The 14,778-nt window shown below is 52.3% G+C and carries 16 protein-coding genes; 4 read left to right on the top strand and 12 right to left on the bottom strand.

Features of this window, described 5'->3' with window-relative positions; all coding sequences use genetic code 11:
• Window positions 1–8: 8 nt before the first annotated feature.
• From ACF8OF_RS11660 to flgB, 3 genes are read right to left on the bottom strand one after another with little or no spacing between them, the layout of a single operon-like run.
• A complete protein-coding gene (locus tag ACF8OF_RS11660; protein WP_392496723.1) occupies window positions 9–815 on the bottom strand; it encodes a flagellar hook assembly protein FlgD in 807 nt (268 codons plus the stop codon).
• An 11-nt stretch (window positions 816–826) separates the two neighbouring features.
• Window positions 827–1,231, bottom strand: a complete 405-nt coding sequence (gene flgC, locus ACF8OF_RS11655) for a flagellar basal body rod protein FlgC (protein ID WP_004236840.1) — start codon at window positions 1,229–1,231, stop codon at window positions 827–829.
• Between the two features lie 6 nt (window positions 1,232–1,237).
• Window positions 1,238–1,654: a flagellar basal body rod protein FlgB gene (gene flgB, locus ACF8OF_RS11650; protein ID WP_032098796.1), complete on the bottom strand. Its 417-nt coding sequence runs from the start codon at window positions 1,652–1,654 to the stop codon at window positions 1,238–1,240.
• Between the two features lie 206 nt (window positions 1,655–1,860).
• Here flgB and flgA point away from each other — a divergent pair, with 206 nt between their 5' ends.
• The 3 genes from flgA to ACF8OF_RS11635 all read left to right on the top strand — a co-directional run bounded on the left by flgA (window position 1,861) and on the right by ACF8OF_RS11635 (window position 3,385).
• Window positions 1,861–2,517: a flagellar basal body P-ring formation chaperone FlgA gene (gene flgA, locus ACF8OF_RS11645; protein WP_392496722.1), complete on the top strand. Its 657-nt coding sequence runs from the start codon at window positions 1,861–1,863 to the stop codon at window positions 2,515–2,517.
• A 114-nt stretch (window positions 2,518–2,631) separates the two neighbouring features.
• On the top strand, window positions 2,632–2,952 hold the full coding sequence (gene flgM / locus ACF8OF_RS11640) for a flagellar biosynthesis anti-sigma factor FlgM (RefSeq protein ID WP_262858753.1): 321 nt from the start codon (window positions 2,632–2,634) through the stop codon (window positions 2,950–2,952).
• A complete protein-coding gene (locus ACF8OF_RS11635) occupies window positions 2,945–3,385 on the top strand; it encodes a flagella synthesis protein FlgN (protein ID WP_025152180.1) in 441 nt (146 codons plus the stop codon). Before flgM ends, ACF8OF_RS11635 begins: the two co-directional genes overlap by 8 nt.
• A gap of 356 nt (window positions 3,386–3,741) precedes the next feature.
• On the opposite strand, the gene flhA is transcribed toward ACF8OF_RS11635, so the two are convergent.
• Together flhA and flhB are read right to left on the bottom strand one after the other, a co-directional pair.
• Window positions 3,742–5,838: a flagellar biosynthesis protein FlhA gene (gene flhA / locus ACF8OF_RS11630; protein WP_392496719.1), complete on the bottom strand. Its 2,097-nt coding sequence runs from the start codon at window positions 5,836–5,838 to the stop codon at window positions 3,742–3,744.
• Entirely contained in the window at window positions 5,831–6,982 is a 1,152-nt protein-coding gene (flhB, locus tag ACF8OF_RS11625) for a flagellar biosynthesis protein FlhB (RefSeq protein ID WP_392496718.1), read from the bottom strand. Before flhB ends, flhA begins: the two co-directional genes overlap by 8 nt.
• Before the next feature lie 323 nt (window positions 6,983–7,305).
• Here flhB and ACF8OF_RS11620 point away from each other — a divergent pair, with 323 nt between their 5' ends.
• Window positions 7,306–7,629 carry a DUF5339 domain-containing protein gene (locus ACF8OF_RS11620; protein ID WP_262858757.1) on the top strand — a complete coding sequence of 108 codons (324 nt, stop codon included), beginning with the start codon at window positions 7,306–7,308 and terminating at the stop codon, window positions 7,627–7,629.
• A gap of 59 nt (window positions 7,630–7,688) precedes the next feature.
• On the opposite strand, the gene ACF8OF_RS11615 is transcribed toward ACF8OF_RS11620, so the two are convergent.
• The 7 genes from ACF8OF_RS11615 to cheW all read right to left on the bottom strand — a co-directional run bounded on the left by ACF8OF_RS11615 (window position 7,689) and on the right by cheW (window position 14,771).
• Window positions 7,689–8,327: a protein phosphatase CheZ gene (locus ACF8OF_RS11615; protein WP_262858758.1), complete on the bottom strand. Its 639-nt coding sequence runs from the start codon at window positions 8,325–8,327 to the stop codon at window positions 7,689–7,691.
• Window positions 8,328–8,352: 25 nt separating this feature from the next.
• Window positions 8,353–8,745: a chemotaxis response regulator CheY gene (gene cheY, locus ACF8OF_RS11610; protein ID WP_004236857.1), complete on the bottom strand. Its 393-nt coding sequence runs from the start codon at window positions 8,743–8,745 to the stop codon at window positions 8,353–8,355.
• A 41-nt stretch (window positions 8,746–8,786) separates the two neighbouring features.
• Complete coding sequence (locus ACF8OF_RS11605; RefSeq protein WP_279799996.1) at window positions 8,787–9,854, bottom strand: chemotaxis response regulator protein-glutamate methylesterase; 1,068 nt, start codon at window positions 9,852–9,854, stop codon at window positions 8,787–8,789.
• On the bottom strand, window positions 9,826–10,689 hold the full coding sequence (locus ACF8OF_RS11600) for a CheR family methyltransferase (protein WP_262858760.1): 864 nt from the start codon (window positions 10,687–10,689) through the stop codon (window positions 9,826–9,828). The genes ACF8OF_RS11605 and ACF8OF_RS11600 overlap by 29 nt, the downstream gene beginning before the upstream one ends.
• Window positions 10,690–10,806: 117 nt before the next feature.
• Window positions 10,807–12,381 (bottom strand): methyl-accepting chemotaxis protein, encoded by a 1,575-nt coding sequence (locus ACF8OF_RS11595; RefSeq protein ID WP_262858761.1) that lies wholly within the window; start codon window positions 12,379–12,381, stop codon window positions 10,807–10,809.
• A 111-nt stretch (window positions 12,382–12,492) separates the two neighbouring features.
• On the bottom strand, window positions 12,493–14,178 hold the full coding sequence (locus ACF8OF_RS11590; protein ID WP_392496714.1) for a methyl-accepting chemotaxis protein: 1,686 nt from the start codon (window positions 14,176–14,178) through the stop codon (window positions 12,493–12,495).
• 95 nt (window positions 14,179–14,273) lie between these two features.
• Window positions 14,274–14,771 (bottom strand): chemotaxis protein CheW, encoded by a 498-nt coding sequence (gene cheW / locus ACF8OF_RS11585; protein ID WP_025152172.1) that lies wholly within the window; start codon window positions 14,769–14,771, stop codon window positions 14,274–14,276.
• Window positions 14,772–14,778 lie beyond the last annotated feature (7 nt).

Here is a 14,778-nt window from a genome sequence, read left to right as displayed (position 1 = left end):
TTTTCTTTTTAATTTGACGGATACACTTTAAAGATTTCAGACAGCAGCACGCTGTTGCCGATGCCCACATCCAGAAGCGGTGCATCCGCTCCCGGTGTCACGCCATTCACTTTTGCGTATTTCAGTCTGACGACGCTGCTTTGCGGGATCTCTTCGCCCTTCATGGTGGCTTTCACCTCAAAGGTATATTTTCCTTTGGTATCGGCAACCAGCTCACCATTGTCATTGCGGCCGTCCCAGGTCTTGTCGTAGATATCCGGTTTGGTTTCACCGTCAATCGTGATGGTTCTGACAATCCCTTTATTTTTATCGCGGATGGTTATCTCAATTTTGTCCGCCGGTTTGGCGAGGAAAAAACCGAACGGCGACGATTCAAACCCGCTGCCGCTGCTGTCATCACCGCCGTCATCATCCGCAAACGGGGCAATCGATGTGTCATCACCCGGCGGCGGGTTATCGGCTTTCACCCGGATTTTGCCGTCACCGGTTGGTACCAGAACCAGGTCACTGCCCGGGATCAGAACATTTTTGCCGACCAGTTGTGTCGCCTGTAATGACTGACCGGAGTTAATCTGTTTTGAAATACCGCTGACGCTGTCATTCAGGTTATTCATACTTTCCAGGGTGGCGATTTGCGCCAGCTGACTGGTCAGATCCGTGTTATCCATCGGTTTGGTCGGATCCTGGTTCTGCATCTGCGTGACAATCATCTGCAGAAAAGTGTCCCGCATATCGTCACTCTGACTTTTCTGCGGCTTTTTCTGCGCATCAATGTCGTTATTGACCGGATCATTGGTTGCTGCATTAATCCCCATGACTCACTCCGTTACTGTCCGAGGGTTAAGGTTTTCTGCAACAGCACCTTGGCGGTGTTCATCACTTCCAGGTTTGCCTGGTAACTGCGGGAGGCGGAAATGGTGTTGATCATTTCACCCACTGTGTCCACGTTCGGCATACGCACATAGCCCTTTTCATCCGCCAGCGGGTGTCCGGGTTTGTATTCCAGACGCGGTGGTGCCGGGTCTTCAATCAGCTGGCTGACTTTCACGCCGCCGATGTCATAACGCCCCTGCGGTGCGGTCTGAAATACCACCTGCTTCGCACGGTACGGCTCGCCGTCCGGCCCTGCGACACTTTCTGCGTTCGCCATGTTACTGGCGCTGACGTTCAGCCGCTGAGACTGCGCGGTCAGTGCGGAGGCGGAAATGTCAAAAATACTCAGTAATGCCATGGAAAATTACCCTTGCTGTAAGACAGCCAGCATGCTTTTCACGCGGCTGTTAATAAAGGTCAGGTCAGCCTGATATTTCAGGGTGTTATCAGCAAACTGACTGCGTTCAACATCCATATCCACGGTATTACCGTCCATTGATGTCTGATACGGAACCCGGTATTTGAGATCAACCGCTGACGGTGTTGCGGCACCGTGTCCGCTGATATGACCTTTCGCGGTCACCGCCATTGCCAGGCCGCCGTTTTTCACCGTGCCGTTATTCATCGCCTGTTTCAGCTGACGGCTGAAATCGATATCCCGCGCCTGATACCCGGGGGTATCCGCATTGGCAATATTGGATGCCAGGATTGTCTGACGCGTTTCCCGCAGCGAAAGCGCCTGCTGCTGAAATGCAAACGTGGCATTTAACTTATCAAGCATGTCTGCCCTCTGTTGATGTGTTACGCCTGTGGTGCGTTACGCCTGTGGTGTGTTACGCCTGTTTTAGTGAACGGTATATTATCCGCCCCGTGAAAATCTAATGCCGGGATAAACGCGAAATAACCGACCTATTTACCGGATTCAACAACGCGGAAATTGCGTAAACTGCGGCCATCAGAAATAAACCGCCTGTGAAGGAGAAAAGCATGATATCCCGTTACCGCACCTTATTTATCAGCGTGTTACTGGTGTTTTCCGCCTCCGCACAGGCCGGATTACCGGAAGATATCAGTCGTTACTTCCGGCAGCTACATCCGAAGCCGCTGCAGGTGTCCGTTGAGATAAAAACGCCGATCGACCGCTGGCCCGCCTGTACAGACCCGGTTCTGCAACTGCCGGCGGGCGGACGCAACACCGGCAATGTTTCGCTGCCGGTGTTATGCGGTAAAAAGCGCACATTTATGCAACTGACCGTGAATGTCACCGGTCAGTATTACGTGGCAACCCGCCGGATTCAGCGCGGTGAGACGATTCAGTTTGTGGATATCGGCACAAAGCGCGGTTTACTCCACAAATTGCCTGCGGGTGCCGTTACCGATAAAATGGCACTCCGTGGTGCCATTGCCCTGCGCAATATTGAGGCCGGACAGACCTATGCCGCCGCCATGACCCGCAAAGCCTGGGCTATAAAAGCCGGACAAAGTGTGTTTGTTATGGCGGACGGTGATAATTTCTCGGTAAAATATGAAGGCCGTGCCATTAATAATGCCGCCGCCGGCACCTCTATCCGGGTCCGGCTGGTAAATGGTCAGGTGGTCAGCGGTGAAGCCCTTGAAAACGGCAGTGTGAAAGTGTCACTGTAGTAATATGCTGAGTGATAAATTTAGTTATAAAGTTTCAGATAAGATTGCCGATAAACTATGAGCATAAGGGAGGCACCCCTCCATCTCATACAGATCGGGAAAAGGAAAACAGATATGGCAATTGAGCAAACATCCGCGATTTCAGCACTGACCAAAGTGACTAACCGCGACCCGAAAGAGCTGACCGCACCGGTGCGCGATAAAAAAGTTCAGGCCGAAGAGACTGTCCGTGAAAGCGCATTTTCGCCGAGCGAGCTTCAGAAGCAGCTGCTTGCACCGGGTAAAAACGACATGAATGCCGCAAGAGTGGCAGAAATCAAACAGGCACTGAAAGACGGCACATTACGGATGGATGCCGGTAAAGTCGCTGACGGCCTGCTGCGTGATGCACACGAATGTATGTTATCCATGAACAGCGCCGATAAAAATGACTGATCAACTTCTGCCGCTGCTGGATCAACAACTCTCTCATTTACAGTCACTGCATCAGGTGATGAAAAATGAAGAGTTGTTACTCGGCTACCCGCGTGTTCCGCAGTCTCCGTTTCAGGAAGCCACGGAACAAAAACGGTTTCTGGTTGCCGCTATCGGCCATAATGAAACCCGCCGTCTGGCACTTGAGCAGGAAAGCGGTCTGTGTGCGCCCTATGACAATAATGAAACCATGCACACTGTCTGGACTGCGATTAAAGACCTTATCCTCACGCTGAAAGAGATGAATTACCGCAATCATCAGATGCTGAAGCTGCATATGCAGTTTAATCAGGAACAGCTGGATTTTATGAAAAAACATAATAACCAGGCGACTTACGGCGCTGATGGTCAGGAATCCCGCACACCGGTACTCGGTAAAAAAATCTCTGTCTGATCATTAACTGCCCTTCTCCGGCAGTTAATCCCCTCTGCATAACATTCTCCTGTTTTATCATCCTGCGTTACTGCACGGTATCCTGCTGATATCACTCAGACCGGAATTTGTTCACATCATGTCTTTATTTTCCGGTAACGCCGCGCTATCCGGGGAAACACGACTCTCCGGGGCACAATGCGGTAAGATTTTACTGATAATGTGCCGCTCAGCCCATTGACAGAGGCTGCGGATATCACGGGGCGTAACGGTCTTTTACCTGAGATTCACACCCGGGGACAAAAACAGATCACTGAACATAAAAAAAAGGAACCGGCCTGAGTGGGTTCCTCTTATCGTGATTATCTTGTCCGGCCTCAGCCGCCAATCATGGAGGTCATCCGTATCTGGCGGCGATCATTCAGTTCAAGGTTGGACATTACCGCCAATTGCGGCAGACTGCGGCGCAGGAAGCGGGACAAAATCAGACGCAGTGAATGATTGACCAGCAATACCGTTGGTGCCCCCATGGCCTCCTGGTGCTGAACGGCATTCATTGCCTGCATTTCGATATTCTGCGCCAGATTCGGCTCCAGACCACCGCCGCTTTTCGCGGCCTGTAACAGAATCTGTTCCAGACCCGCATCAAGCCCGATAACCTGAATTTCACCGGACGAACCAAACCACTGCTGGGTGATGGCGCGGCCCAGTGCTATCCGCACCTGTGAGGTCAGAGCATCGGTATCTTTCTGCTCACCATTTTCACCAACCTGCTCTGCCAGGGTTTCAATAATAGTCCGGATATCGCGGATCATGACATTTTCAGTCAGCAGGTTTTGCAGTACGCGATGGAAAACAGTCAGTGATAACGTATCCGGGATCAGATCATCCGCCAGCTTCGGCATCTCTTTTTTCACGCGGTCATACAGCATCTGCGCTTCCTGACGACCAAACAGATCACTGGCGTATTCCAGCAGGATCTGATTAAAGTGAGTCGCCACCGCGGTACTGGCTGAGACCACTGTGTAACCCTGGATCTGAGCCTGTTCACGCAGGTCATCATCAATCCATACCGCCGGTAAACCAAATGCAGGTTCCTGTGTGGCATCCCCTTCCAGAGAGCCCGCCGCATTACCCGGATCAATCGCCAGCCAGCGACCGGGCTGAGCTTCGCCGCGTCCGACTTCCGCCCCTTTGATCAGGATACGGTAGGCGGTCGGTGCCAGCTCAAGATTGTCACAGATATGCACCACCGGCGGCAGATAGCCGACTTCCCCGGCAAATTTTTTGCGCAGTCCGCGGATACGCCCGAGTAATTCGCCCTGCTGGTCGTTATCCACCAGCGGGATCAGCCGGTAACCGACTTCCATCGCCAGCAGATCTTCCGCCACCACATCATCCCAGGTCGCTTCCGTGACTTTATTGGCCTCACGGAACTGCTGCGCCTGGATATTCGTATCGGTTTCTTTGACCGGCTCCTTGCTTTTTTTCACCAGATACCAGCCGAGTGAGGCCAGTGCCACCGTGAATAACAGGAACACAAAGTTCGGCATGCCCGGGATAAGCCCCAGCAGACCGAGAACCCCGGCACTCAGCCACATCACGCGCGGGTTATTGAACAGTTGGGTGACCATCTGCTCCCCGGCATCTTCATCGGTTGCCACGCGGGTGACAATTACACCGGCTGCGGTTGAGATAATCAGTGCCGGGATCTGCGCCACCAGACCATCACCAATGGTCAGCAGGGTATACGTGCTGGCCGCATCGCCCAGCGGCATATGGTGCTGAGCCACACCGACAATCAGGCCGCCGATCACGTTAATCACCATGATCATAATCCCGGCGATAGCATCACCGCGGACAAACTTACTGGCCCCGTCCATTGAGCCGTAGAAATCGGATTCCTGAGTCACTTCCGCACGGCGGCGTTTGGCTTCTTCATCATTGATGATCCCGGCATTTAAATCCGCATCAATCGCCATCTGTTTACCCGGCATTCCGTCGAGTACAAAGCGCGCACCAACTTCAGCGATACGTCCCGCACCCTTGGTGATAACCATGAAGTTGATTAATACCAGAATGATAAAGACCACAATCCCGATGGCAAAGTTACCGCCGACCAGAAAGTGCCCGAATGCCTCCACCACCCGGCCCGCTGCGGCGGGACCGGTGTGACCGTCCATCAGGATGATACGGGTGGAGGCCACGTTCAGTGACAGGCGCAGTAAGGTGGAGAACAGCAGGATAGTCGGGAAGGCGGCAAAATCGAGGGTACGCCGGGTGAACATTGCCACCAGCAGCACCATAATGGACAGCGCAATATTAAAGGTAAACAGCAAATCCAGCACAAACGCCGGCAGCGGCAGTACCATCATTGACAGGATCATCAGGATGAGGACCGGCCCGGCAAGTAACTGCCATTGTGCTCCCTGCATCGTTTTCGGTAATCTCAGAAGTGCAGCCAGATTAGCCATTTCGGGTATTTTCTCCAACAAAATCAAGTGCCTTCGGCACCGGTAAATTCTTCGGTTTTTTCGGTTTCAGGCCGCCTTCACGCCGCCAGCGGCGCAGCTGAAACACCCATGCCAGCACTTCCGCCACCGCAGCATAGAGTGCAGCCGGAATTGACTGCCCCACTTCGGCATGGCGGTAAAGTGCCCGTGCCAGCGGCGGAGCCTCCAGCAGCAGAATACGGTTTTCCGCACCTATCTCTTTGATCCGCTGTGCCAGCACCCCGGCACCTTTGGCCAGCACTCTCGGCGCGGTCATTTTTTTCTCGTCATACTTCAGGGCAACGGCGTAGTGAGTCGGGTTGGTCACAATCACATCCGCCTGCGGCACATCCGCCATCATGCGGTTACGCGCCATGGCGCGCTGCTGCTGACGGATTTTGGCTTTTATCTGCGGGTCACCCTCCTGCTGTTTAAATTCATCCTTGATTTCCTGACGGCTCATCCGCAGCTTTTTCAGGTGCGAACGGAGCTGCCAGAACACATCAAACGCCACCATCGGGATCAGCATAAAGATGATCAGATAACCGGCAAAAATCACTTTCTGCATGGCATTCGTCATTGCCGTTGCCGGCGATTCCATCGCCAGATGCAGCAATGACGGCCACGCCTGCCATAAAAAAATCCATGCGCCCAGACCAATCAGCAGGGATTTAAGAATCGCCTTGAAGAGTTCGGCCAGCACATTCATGGAAAAAATGCGTTTAAAGCCCTTCAGCGGGCTCAGTTTTGTCAGGTCAAACTTGATGGATTTGGTGTTAAACGCCAGCCCGCCGACCAGCGCCGAGGCGGAAATACCCACCAGCGCCAGTCCGCCGACAACCGGCAGCAGGGCAAACAACGATTCACCAAGCACTTTACCGAGAAAACTCAGCATCAGCCCCGGGTTCTGCAGATAAAAGTTATCGAAGATAAATCCCTGACGAAAAATACCGCGCAACTGTTCCGCCAGATGACCGCCGCTTAACCACAGCAGGCTGACACCCGCCAGCATCATCATCAGTGAACTGAGTTCTTTGGAGCGGACAATCTGTCCGTCTTCTTTGGCTTTCTGTTTTTTATGGGGGGTGGGTTCTTCTGTTTTTTCTACATCACTTTTATCAGACACACACGCCTCCGCCGTCTGCCGGGATTTTGCTTATGGCTATAGCATGACAGAGTGCGGAAAATTCAATGGTGGAAAATGACCGGTCTTAACGGTGTAATTCCCTGATTAAAGCAGGAGTGGCGGATTTATCAGCAGAAAATCACTCAGTGACACCTGCGGGCAGTGGTCCGCAACGCAATATCGTCAAATAACGCCGCTGAACCTGATGAAAGCCCGTATTTCGCACGGCGTGTTAAATTAGGAACTATTCCGATAGGCAGGTATTACCGGTACTTTATAATTTGCCACTGTTTTATTCCACGATAATCACAAGGTACTCACTGATGAAAAAAACTATTTTAGCCTGCTCTCTGGGTTTAATGGCTCTTGCTCTGACAGCCTGTTCCGGCGAAGAAAAATCAGCATCATCTGTTCCGGGTGCAACTGAAACCTGTAACAAATACTTTGCTGAAGTCGATGATTTAATGAAGAAAGCAACCGAAAAAGCCGGTAATAACGAATCGGTTAAAGCGCAGTTAGAACCGATGATCAAGCAGTATGAAGATGCGAAAAAACAAATCGCCGCAATGCCTGCTGACCAGCAGGATGCCGCATGTAAAGCCGGCAGCGACGCAATGGCTCAGGTTAAGCAGGCAATGGGTCTCTGATTTCCGTTGTGACGGACTGACAGATCTGAACCGCGGCGTCCCTGCTGCGGTTTTTTATGTCAGAAACCGAGCTCGTCGAGCAGGTCATCAACCTGTGACTGTGATGCCATCACGTTTGTCCCTTTCGGATCAATCTGCGGTCCGTTTTTCAGACTGTCGGCCGGATGTTTTGCACGGATGTCTGCCGGGGTGTTTTCCATCAGCAGAAACAGCAGCTGTTTCTCTGTTTCTTCCACCACTTCCATCATTTTTTTCACAACCTGACCGGTCAGATCCTGGAAATCCTGTGCCATCATAATTTCCAGCAGCTCACTTTTGGTCACCGCGCTGCCGTCAATCACCCGGCGGATAAAGGCCAGGGTGGATTCCTGCAGGGCCGGATCGACCTCCGCTGACGGACAGGATTGCCAGCGCGCCTGTAAATCCAGCGCATCCTCATGCATTTTTACCTGTAACGGCTTGATAGTATCGATACCGTTGAGCGTCTTTTCCGCCGCCTGTGCGGTCATCTGAGCGATGTAACGCAGTCTGTCTTTTCCGTCCGGAATTGTCGCGACCGCCTGCTGCACGCCCTTTTCTAATCCCAGTTCACGCATGCTTTCTCTTAACATCCTCGTTAAAAAACCAACCCGGGTGATGATCTGTTTTAAGTCATCATCACTGTTTTTGTTTCTGTCCGTTGATTTATTTTCCGTCATCCTGCTTTCCTTCTGCTGAAGCCCCTCAGTTCAGACCCATCTTTTCGAAGACTTTATTCAGTTTTTCCTCGAGGATCGCGGCGGTGAACGGTTTGACAACATAACCGCTGGCACCGGCCTGAGCGGCGGCAATAATATTTTCTTTTTTCGCTTCGGCAGTCACCATCATGACCGGGATGTGTTTGAGCGCATCATCCGCACGGATGGTTTTCAGCAGCTCCAGCCCGTCCATGTTAGGCATGTTCCAGTCCGCCACCACGAAATCAATCTGACCCGCACGGATTTTCTCCAGCGCATCCACACCGTCTTCCGCCTCTTCAATTTTGTTGTAGCCCAACTCTTTTAAGAGGTTACGCACAATACGGCGCATGGTGGAAAAATCATCAACTACCAGAAAATTCAAATCTTTAGCGGCCATAACCACTCCTGCAACAATACAATGAATAATTGCCGGTTCCGTCAGGCGGAAACGGCAGCAAGTCTGCCCAGCACACTGGGGGCAATTTTGACGAGATCCTGAATTTCATCGACCGCATTCAGTTCAATCGCCGCTCTCGGCATACCGAAAACCACACAACTGCGCTCATCCTGGGCATAGGTGACCGCACCTTTCTGCCGCAGATTCAGCATGCCGCGCGCACCGTCCATCCCCATTCCGGTCAGCAGGACCGCGATACATTTGCGGGCGGCACACTCAGCCACGGAGTCAAACAGCACATCCACAGACGGGCGGTGACGGTTGACCGGCGGTGTCTGCTGAAGCACCACCTGGTAACCCTGGCCTTTATCCGCGATCAGCATATGGGCATCACCCGGCGCAATGTAGGCATGCCCTTTGAGCAGCACATCACCGTGTTCCGCCTCTTTTACCGTCAGCGCACAGAGCTTGTTCAGGCGCTCGGCAAAGGAACGGGTAAACCCGGCCGGCATATGCTGGGTGATCACCACCGGCGGACACGCCGGCGGCAGCATCTCCAGAAACTGACGGATAGCCTCGGTACCGCCGGTCGATGCCCCGACCGCAATCAGGCGGTTATGGCAAACGTACGATGACAGTGGTTTGCTGAGCGCCGCCGGTGTGGTCGTCACTTTTTCCTGACGGCGGAAGCGGTTACTCTGCGTGACTTTTGACATCGCCGCCGCACGGATTTTTTCACCGATAAGATCGCGGTAACTCATCATGGTTTCGCGGATCCCGATCTGCGGTTTGGTGACAAAATCCACCGCGCCCAGTTCCAGCGCTTTCAGCGTCACTTCCGAGCCTTTGGACGTCAGTGTGGAGACCATCACCACCGGTACCGGGTGCAGCCGCATCAGTTTTTCCAGAAAATCGATACCGTCCATCCGCGGCATTTCCACATCCAGCGTCACCACATCCGGTTCATGCTGTTTAATCAGATCACGCGCAACATACGGATCCGGTGCCACATCCACCACGGTCATATCCGGATGGCTGTTAATAATTTCACGCATTAACTGGCGCATCAGCGCCGAGTCATCAACGCAAAGCACTTTTATTTTTTTCATCACTTCTCCCGGCCGCCTGAATGCTGTAAACGGTCTGTCCTCTGATGACATAACGCGAAGATAACTGTGATAAGTTCTCCGAGTGCCCGATAAACAGCAGCCCGTCAGGCTTCAGTAGCGGAACAAAACGTTCCAGTAGTTGTTTCTGCATATCCTTATCGAAATAAATCATGACATTACGACAAAATATGGCATCGAACTGCCCCTGAAACTGCCAGTCGTTGTCCGTCAGATTCAGATAACGGAAATCAATCATCCGGCCGAGCGCCGGTTTCACCCGGGCATAGCCTTCATATTCCCCTACCCCCTTCATAAAATAGCGCTGACGCTGAAGGGCGTTGAGATTTTTCAGCTCTTCGATACGGTAGACCCCCTTACGGGCCTTCTCCAGAACGTCGGTATCGATATCACTGGCGATCACTTTGGCATTCATGGCGTTAGCGCCGAGAACATCACTGAGTGTCATGGCGATCGAATACGGTTCTTCCCCTGTCGCCGCCGCCGCGCACCAGATAGTGACCGGCTGGTTACGTCGGGGACGGATAAAGTCAGTCAGTGTCTGAAAGTGATGAGGCTCCCGGAAAAATGCGGTTAAATTGGTGGTCATTGCGTTAATAAATGCCTGCCATTCCGGATGCAGCGGCTCCCGGTCCAGCAAACGCAGGTATTCGGCGAATGTGCTCATATTGCAGTCTCTGAGCCGCTTTAACAGGCGGTTGTAGACCATATTCTTTTTATTCATGCTAAGGACGATGCCTGACTTTTTATGAATAAACCGGCACACCCGACCAAACTCATCATCTGTGAGTGGTTCTATCTGTGGCGCAAAAAGCATCGTACTTGTTGTCCTTTCGGTAAAAACGATTCAGTGACAATTTCAATACAAACCGATCAGTTACCCCCCGCCACCGGCTCTGCGATACGGGCCGGCGGCAGGCGATGATCGGGACTGTCAGCCGGCAAAGCCGGACTGAGTGCCCCTGTTATCCGGCAGCTCAAAGAAAGCGACCGTATCGACGAGGTTATTCGCCTGATCTTCCAGTGCGGCTGTTGCACCCGTTGACTGCTCAACCAGTGCGGCGTTCTGCTGGGTCACCAGATCCATCTGGCTGACGGCGGTTGCCACCTGCTCGATACCACGGCTCTGCTCGTTGGAGGCAGACGCGATTTCACTCATCAGTTCCGTCACCTGGTTCACGGCGGTGACCAGTTCTTCCATTGTTTTACCGGCGCTGTCCACCAGTTGCGTTCCCTGACCGACGCGGTCAACCGACTCATCAATCAGGGACTTAATCTCTTTCGCGGCTTCCGCACTGCGCTGTGCCAGCGCACGCACCTCACCGGCGACCACGGAGAATCCGCGTCCCTGCTCACCGGCACGGGCGGCTTCCACGGCGGCATTCAGTGCCAGAATGTTAGTCTGGAAGGCAATACCGTCGATAACACTGATAATGGCGCTGATCTTCTGCGAACTGTTGGCAATCGAGGTCATGGTTTCGATCACGCTGTCGGTGATCTGACCACCGCGGCTCGCGGTTTTCGAGGCCGTCACTGCCAGCTCACTGGCCTGACGGGCGTTATCAGCGTTCTGTTTCACCGTCGCGGTCAGCTCTTCCATGCTGGCGGCAGTTTCTTCCAGTGATGCAGCCTGCTGTTCTGTCCGCGATGATAAATTATTATTACCCAGGGCAATCTCGCGAATTCCGGTATACATCTGGTCTGTATTCAGGCGAACGTTTGAGACAGATTCTGCCAGTGATTCCTGCATCAGCTTAAGCTGGCCGAATACCACACCGATTTCGTCGCGGGTGGTCACTTCTATCTTCTGGTTCAGTTTGCCCTGTGCCACCTGCATAAAATGCTCACTCATGCTGATGAGCGGATTGATCACTTTGTGACGCATCCAGAAATGTGCGAGGCCGGAAATCAGCAGAATGGTGGCGGTCACCGCGAAGAACATGATCCACGCCAGCCGGTTATAGAAGGTGCCGGACTCAATCGCACTGCGGCTCTCTTCATCCAGCAGGGCCAGATAGTCATTCACCACCGCGCCCATTCTGTCCTGATACATCTGGGTCGGATGTTCCACATACGCCGGGATATTGGCGTGATCAATGTAACCACGCAGTTCTTTGATCACACCAAGGTAAGACTGGTACTGCTCCTCAATACCGGCAAAATCCTCTTTGTCACTGAGGACCGGCTGAGATTTGAAATTGCTGTAATCTTCCGCCGCTTTCTCCAGCAGCAAATCAAATGCCGCTTTAACCTGGCGGATATCGCTCTCTTCAGAACCGACTTTAATATGAACAACAACCTGGGTAAGCAGGTTACGGGCCTGCATCAGATCTTCATAGGAAGACACCAGCAATGCCCGTTTTTTTGAGCCGAGTTCGACCCGTTCCAGTGACGATAATTCAGATGAAACAATCCCCAGCGATAATCCGCTGGACACTATCTGCATGCCGCAAAAGAAAATAAGCAACAGATATAAACTGACAGAAATCCGTATTCTCTTACCAAACATATGCTATCCCCACTGCGTCCGGCCGGGCTCACCTGCTTCGGTTATTGTTATCGCTGTGATGCACAAAAGCGCTGTCAGGTTTCCCTGACAGCGCAAGGCGAAGACGCGTCGTTAAAAAGTTTCCCAATTGTCATCATCTTGATGATTCTTCGATGATATTTTGCTGAGATCCGGGGTTTTCACGACATTGGAAATCGTTCTTGCCGCCGGTTCAGTGTGTTTATCGTCCTTGTGTTTCAGGGCCGGTAAGCGGAAAATAGCTATCAGTTGTGACAGTTTTGCCACCTGTTCTTCCAGCACATTTGCCGCCACCGCAGACTGCTCAACCAGTGAAGCGTTCTGCTGCGTCACCTTGTCCATTTCAGCAACTGCAATACTGACCTGTGAAATACCTTTGCTCTGCTCATCGGATGCGGTGGCAATATGAGCCATAATGTCGGTAACGCGGGTAACGGATTCCACGATTTTGGTCATGGTTTCACCGGCATCTTCTGCCTGACGGGCACCGGTTCCGGTACGGGATACCGAGTCTTCGATGAGGATTTTGATCTCTTTTGCCGCATCGGCGCTGCGCTGTGCCAGGTTACGGACTTCATCCGCCACCACGGCGAAACCACGGCCGTGTTCACCGGCACGGGCAGCCTCAACCGCCGCATTCAGAGCCAGAATGTTGGTCTGGAACGCAATGCTGTCGATAACGGCAGTGATATCAGAAATTTTCTGTGAACTGTCAGCGATATTCAGCATGGTATTCACCACATTGGAGACCACTTTGCCGCCTTCACGGGCAATCTCGGACGCCTGACCGGCGAATTCACTGGCCTGATGGGCATATTCGGTGTTCTGTTTCACCGTTGCGGTCAGCTCTTCCATGCTGGCAGCGGTTTCTTCCAGGCAGGCAACCTGCTCCTGGGTACGGGCAGACAGATCATTGTTACCGGCGGCGATTTCACTGGTACCCTGATAGATGTTTTCGCTGCCGTCACGCACACCGCGCACCGTATTAATCAGCTCCTGCTGCATGTGCTGCACACCCCGGCCCAGATCAGCGATTTCATTATTACCGTTCACTGTCACTGTCGGGGTCAGGTCACCGGCAGCAAAGATCCTGATACGGTCAACCAAGCCATTGAGAGGATGAATAATGCCGCTCTGTACATAGCGGTAACTGATAAGACTGATCAGCGCGAGGATAACAGCCAGAATAATCAGCATATACAGGGATTCACTGAAGTTATCTTCCGCATTCTGCACTTCCCCGCGGAACGCCACCGAAATGCTGTCGAAATATGAATTAAACTGCTCTTCGAACTTCATCTGATAGCCGGATGTGGCATAGGTGTAGAACTGTTCCAGCTGATCTTCCCGGACATAGGACATCAGCCTGGTCAGTGCATTACGGTAGGTTTCATAGGTGGAGAGCAGCTTTTCAAACTTCGCCTTGTCGTAACTGGTGCCCTCCATCATTTTCATATAGCGGGCATACGCGGCATCTGCATCCGCTAACTGACGGGTGGCCTGTTTGATCAGCTCATCCGGGGTGGCATCGTCTTTAAAGGTGTGTTCTCTGAGCAAAAAGCCGTTTGCCGCCCGGTTCAGATTGGCACGGGCCTGGATCAGGTTAACCCAGCTTTGGGTAAGCACCTGCCGCTGGCTCTGAAGTGAGTCCAGAAAGTGAATACTGTCACGGTTTTCACCCAGTTTGCTGAACATCAGCCCGCTGGATGCCAGCTGTAACAGTACAAATATAAGAATAACGGATAAAAGCCCTGATACAATTTTAATTCTGCTATACATAATTTTCTACTGGCATAGTGTTATTGTATTTTTGATATCGGTCACACGACAAAAAACTTTAGTGATGGATTAACCAAAACCATTTGGCTGAATTATCATTCAGCCATGCTGTCGATGAGTGCCATTTCCTCGCTGGAAAGCAGCTTTTCAATATCCACCAGAATCAGCATCCGGTCACCGATAGTGCCCAGGCCGGTCAGGTAACGGGTCGATAACGTGACTGCGAAATCCGGCGCCGGGGCAATCTGCTCATCTTTGAGCACCAGTACGTCAGACACGCCGTCCACCACAATTCCCACCACGCGATCTTTCAGATTGACCACAATCACCACGGTGTTGTCGTTGTATGTGACGTTCTGATGGGAGAACTTCACGCGCAGATCAATAATCGGGATAATCACGCCGCGTAAGTTGGTGACACCCTTGATAAAATCCGGGGTATTCGCGATACGGGTGACCTGCTCATAACCACGGATTTCCTGTACTTTCAGGATCTCAATGCCGTACTCTTCTTCGCCCAGGGTAAAAATCAGATACCCTTCGCCGTTTTTCTCTTCATCGAGTTTGTTTAAATCTTCATCCATCATCGACATGGTTATT

The sequence above is a fragment of the Morganella sp. TYF_1 genome (assembly GCF_043105645.1).
Taxonomy (GTDB): Bacteria; Pseudomonadota; Gammaproteobacteria; order Enterobacterales; family Enterobacteriaceae; genus Morganella; species Morganella morganii_B.
Note: the sequence above shows the minus strand (reverse complement) of the source record. Positions and strands in the feature narration are given on the sequence as shown.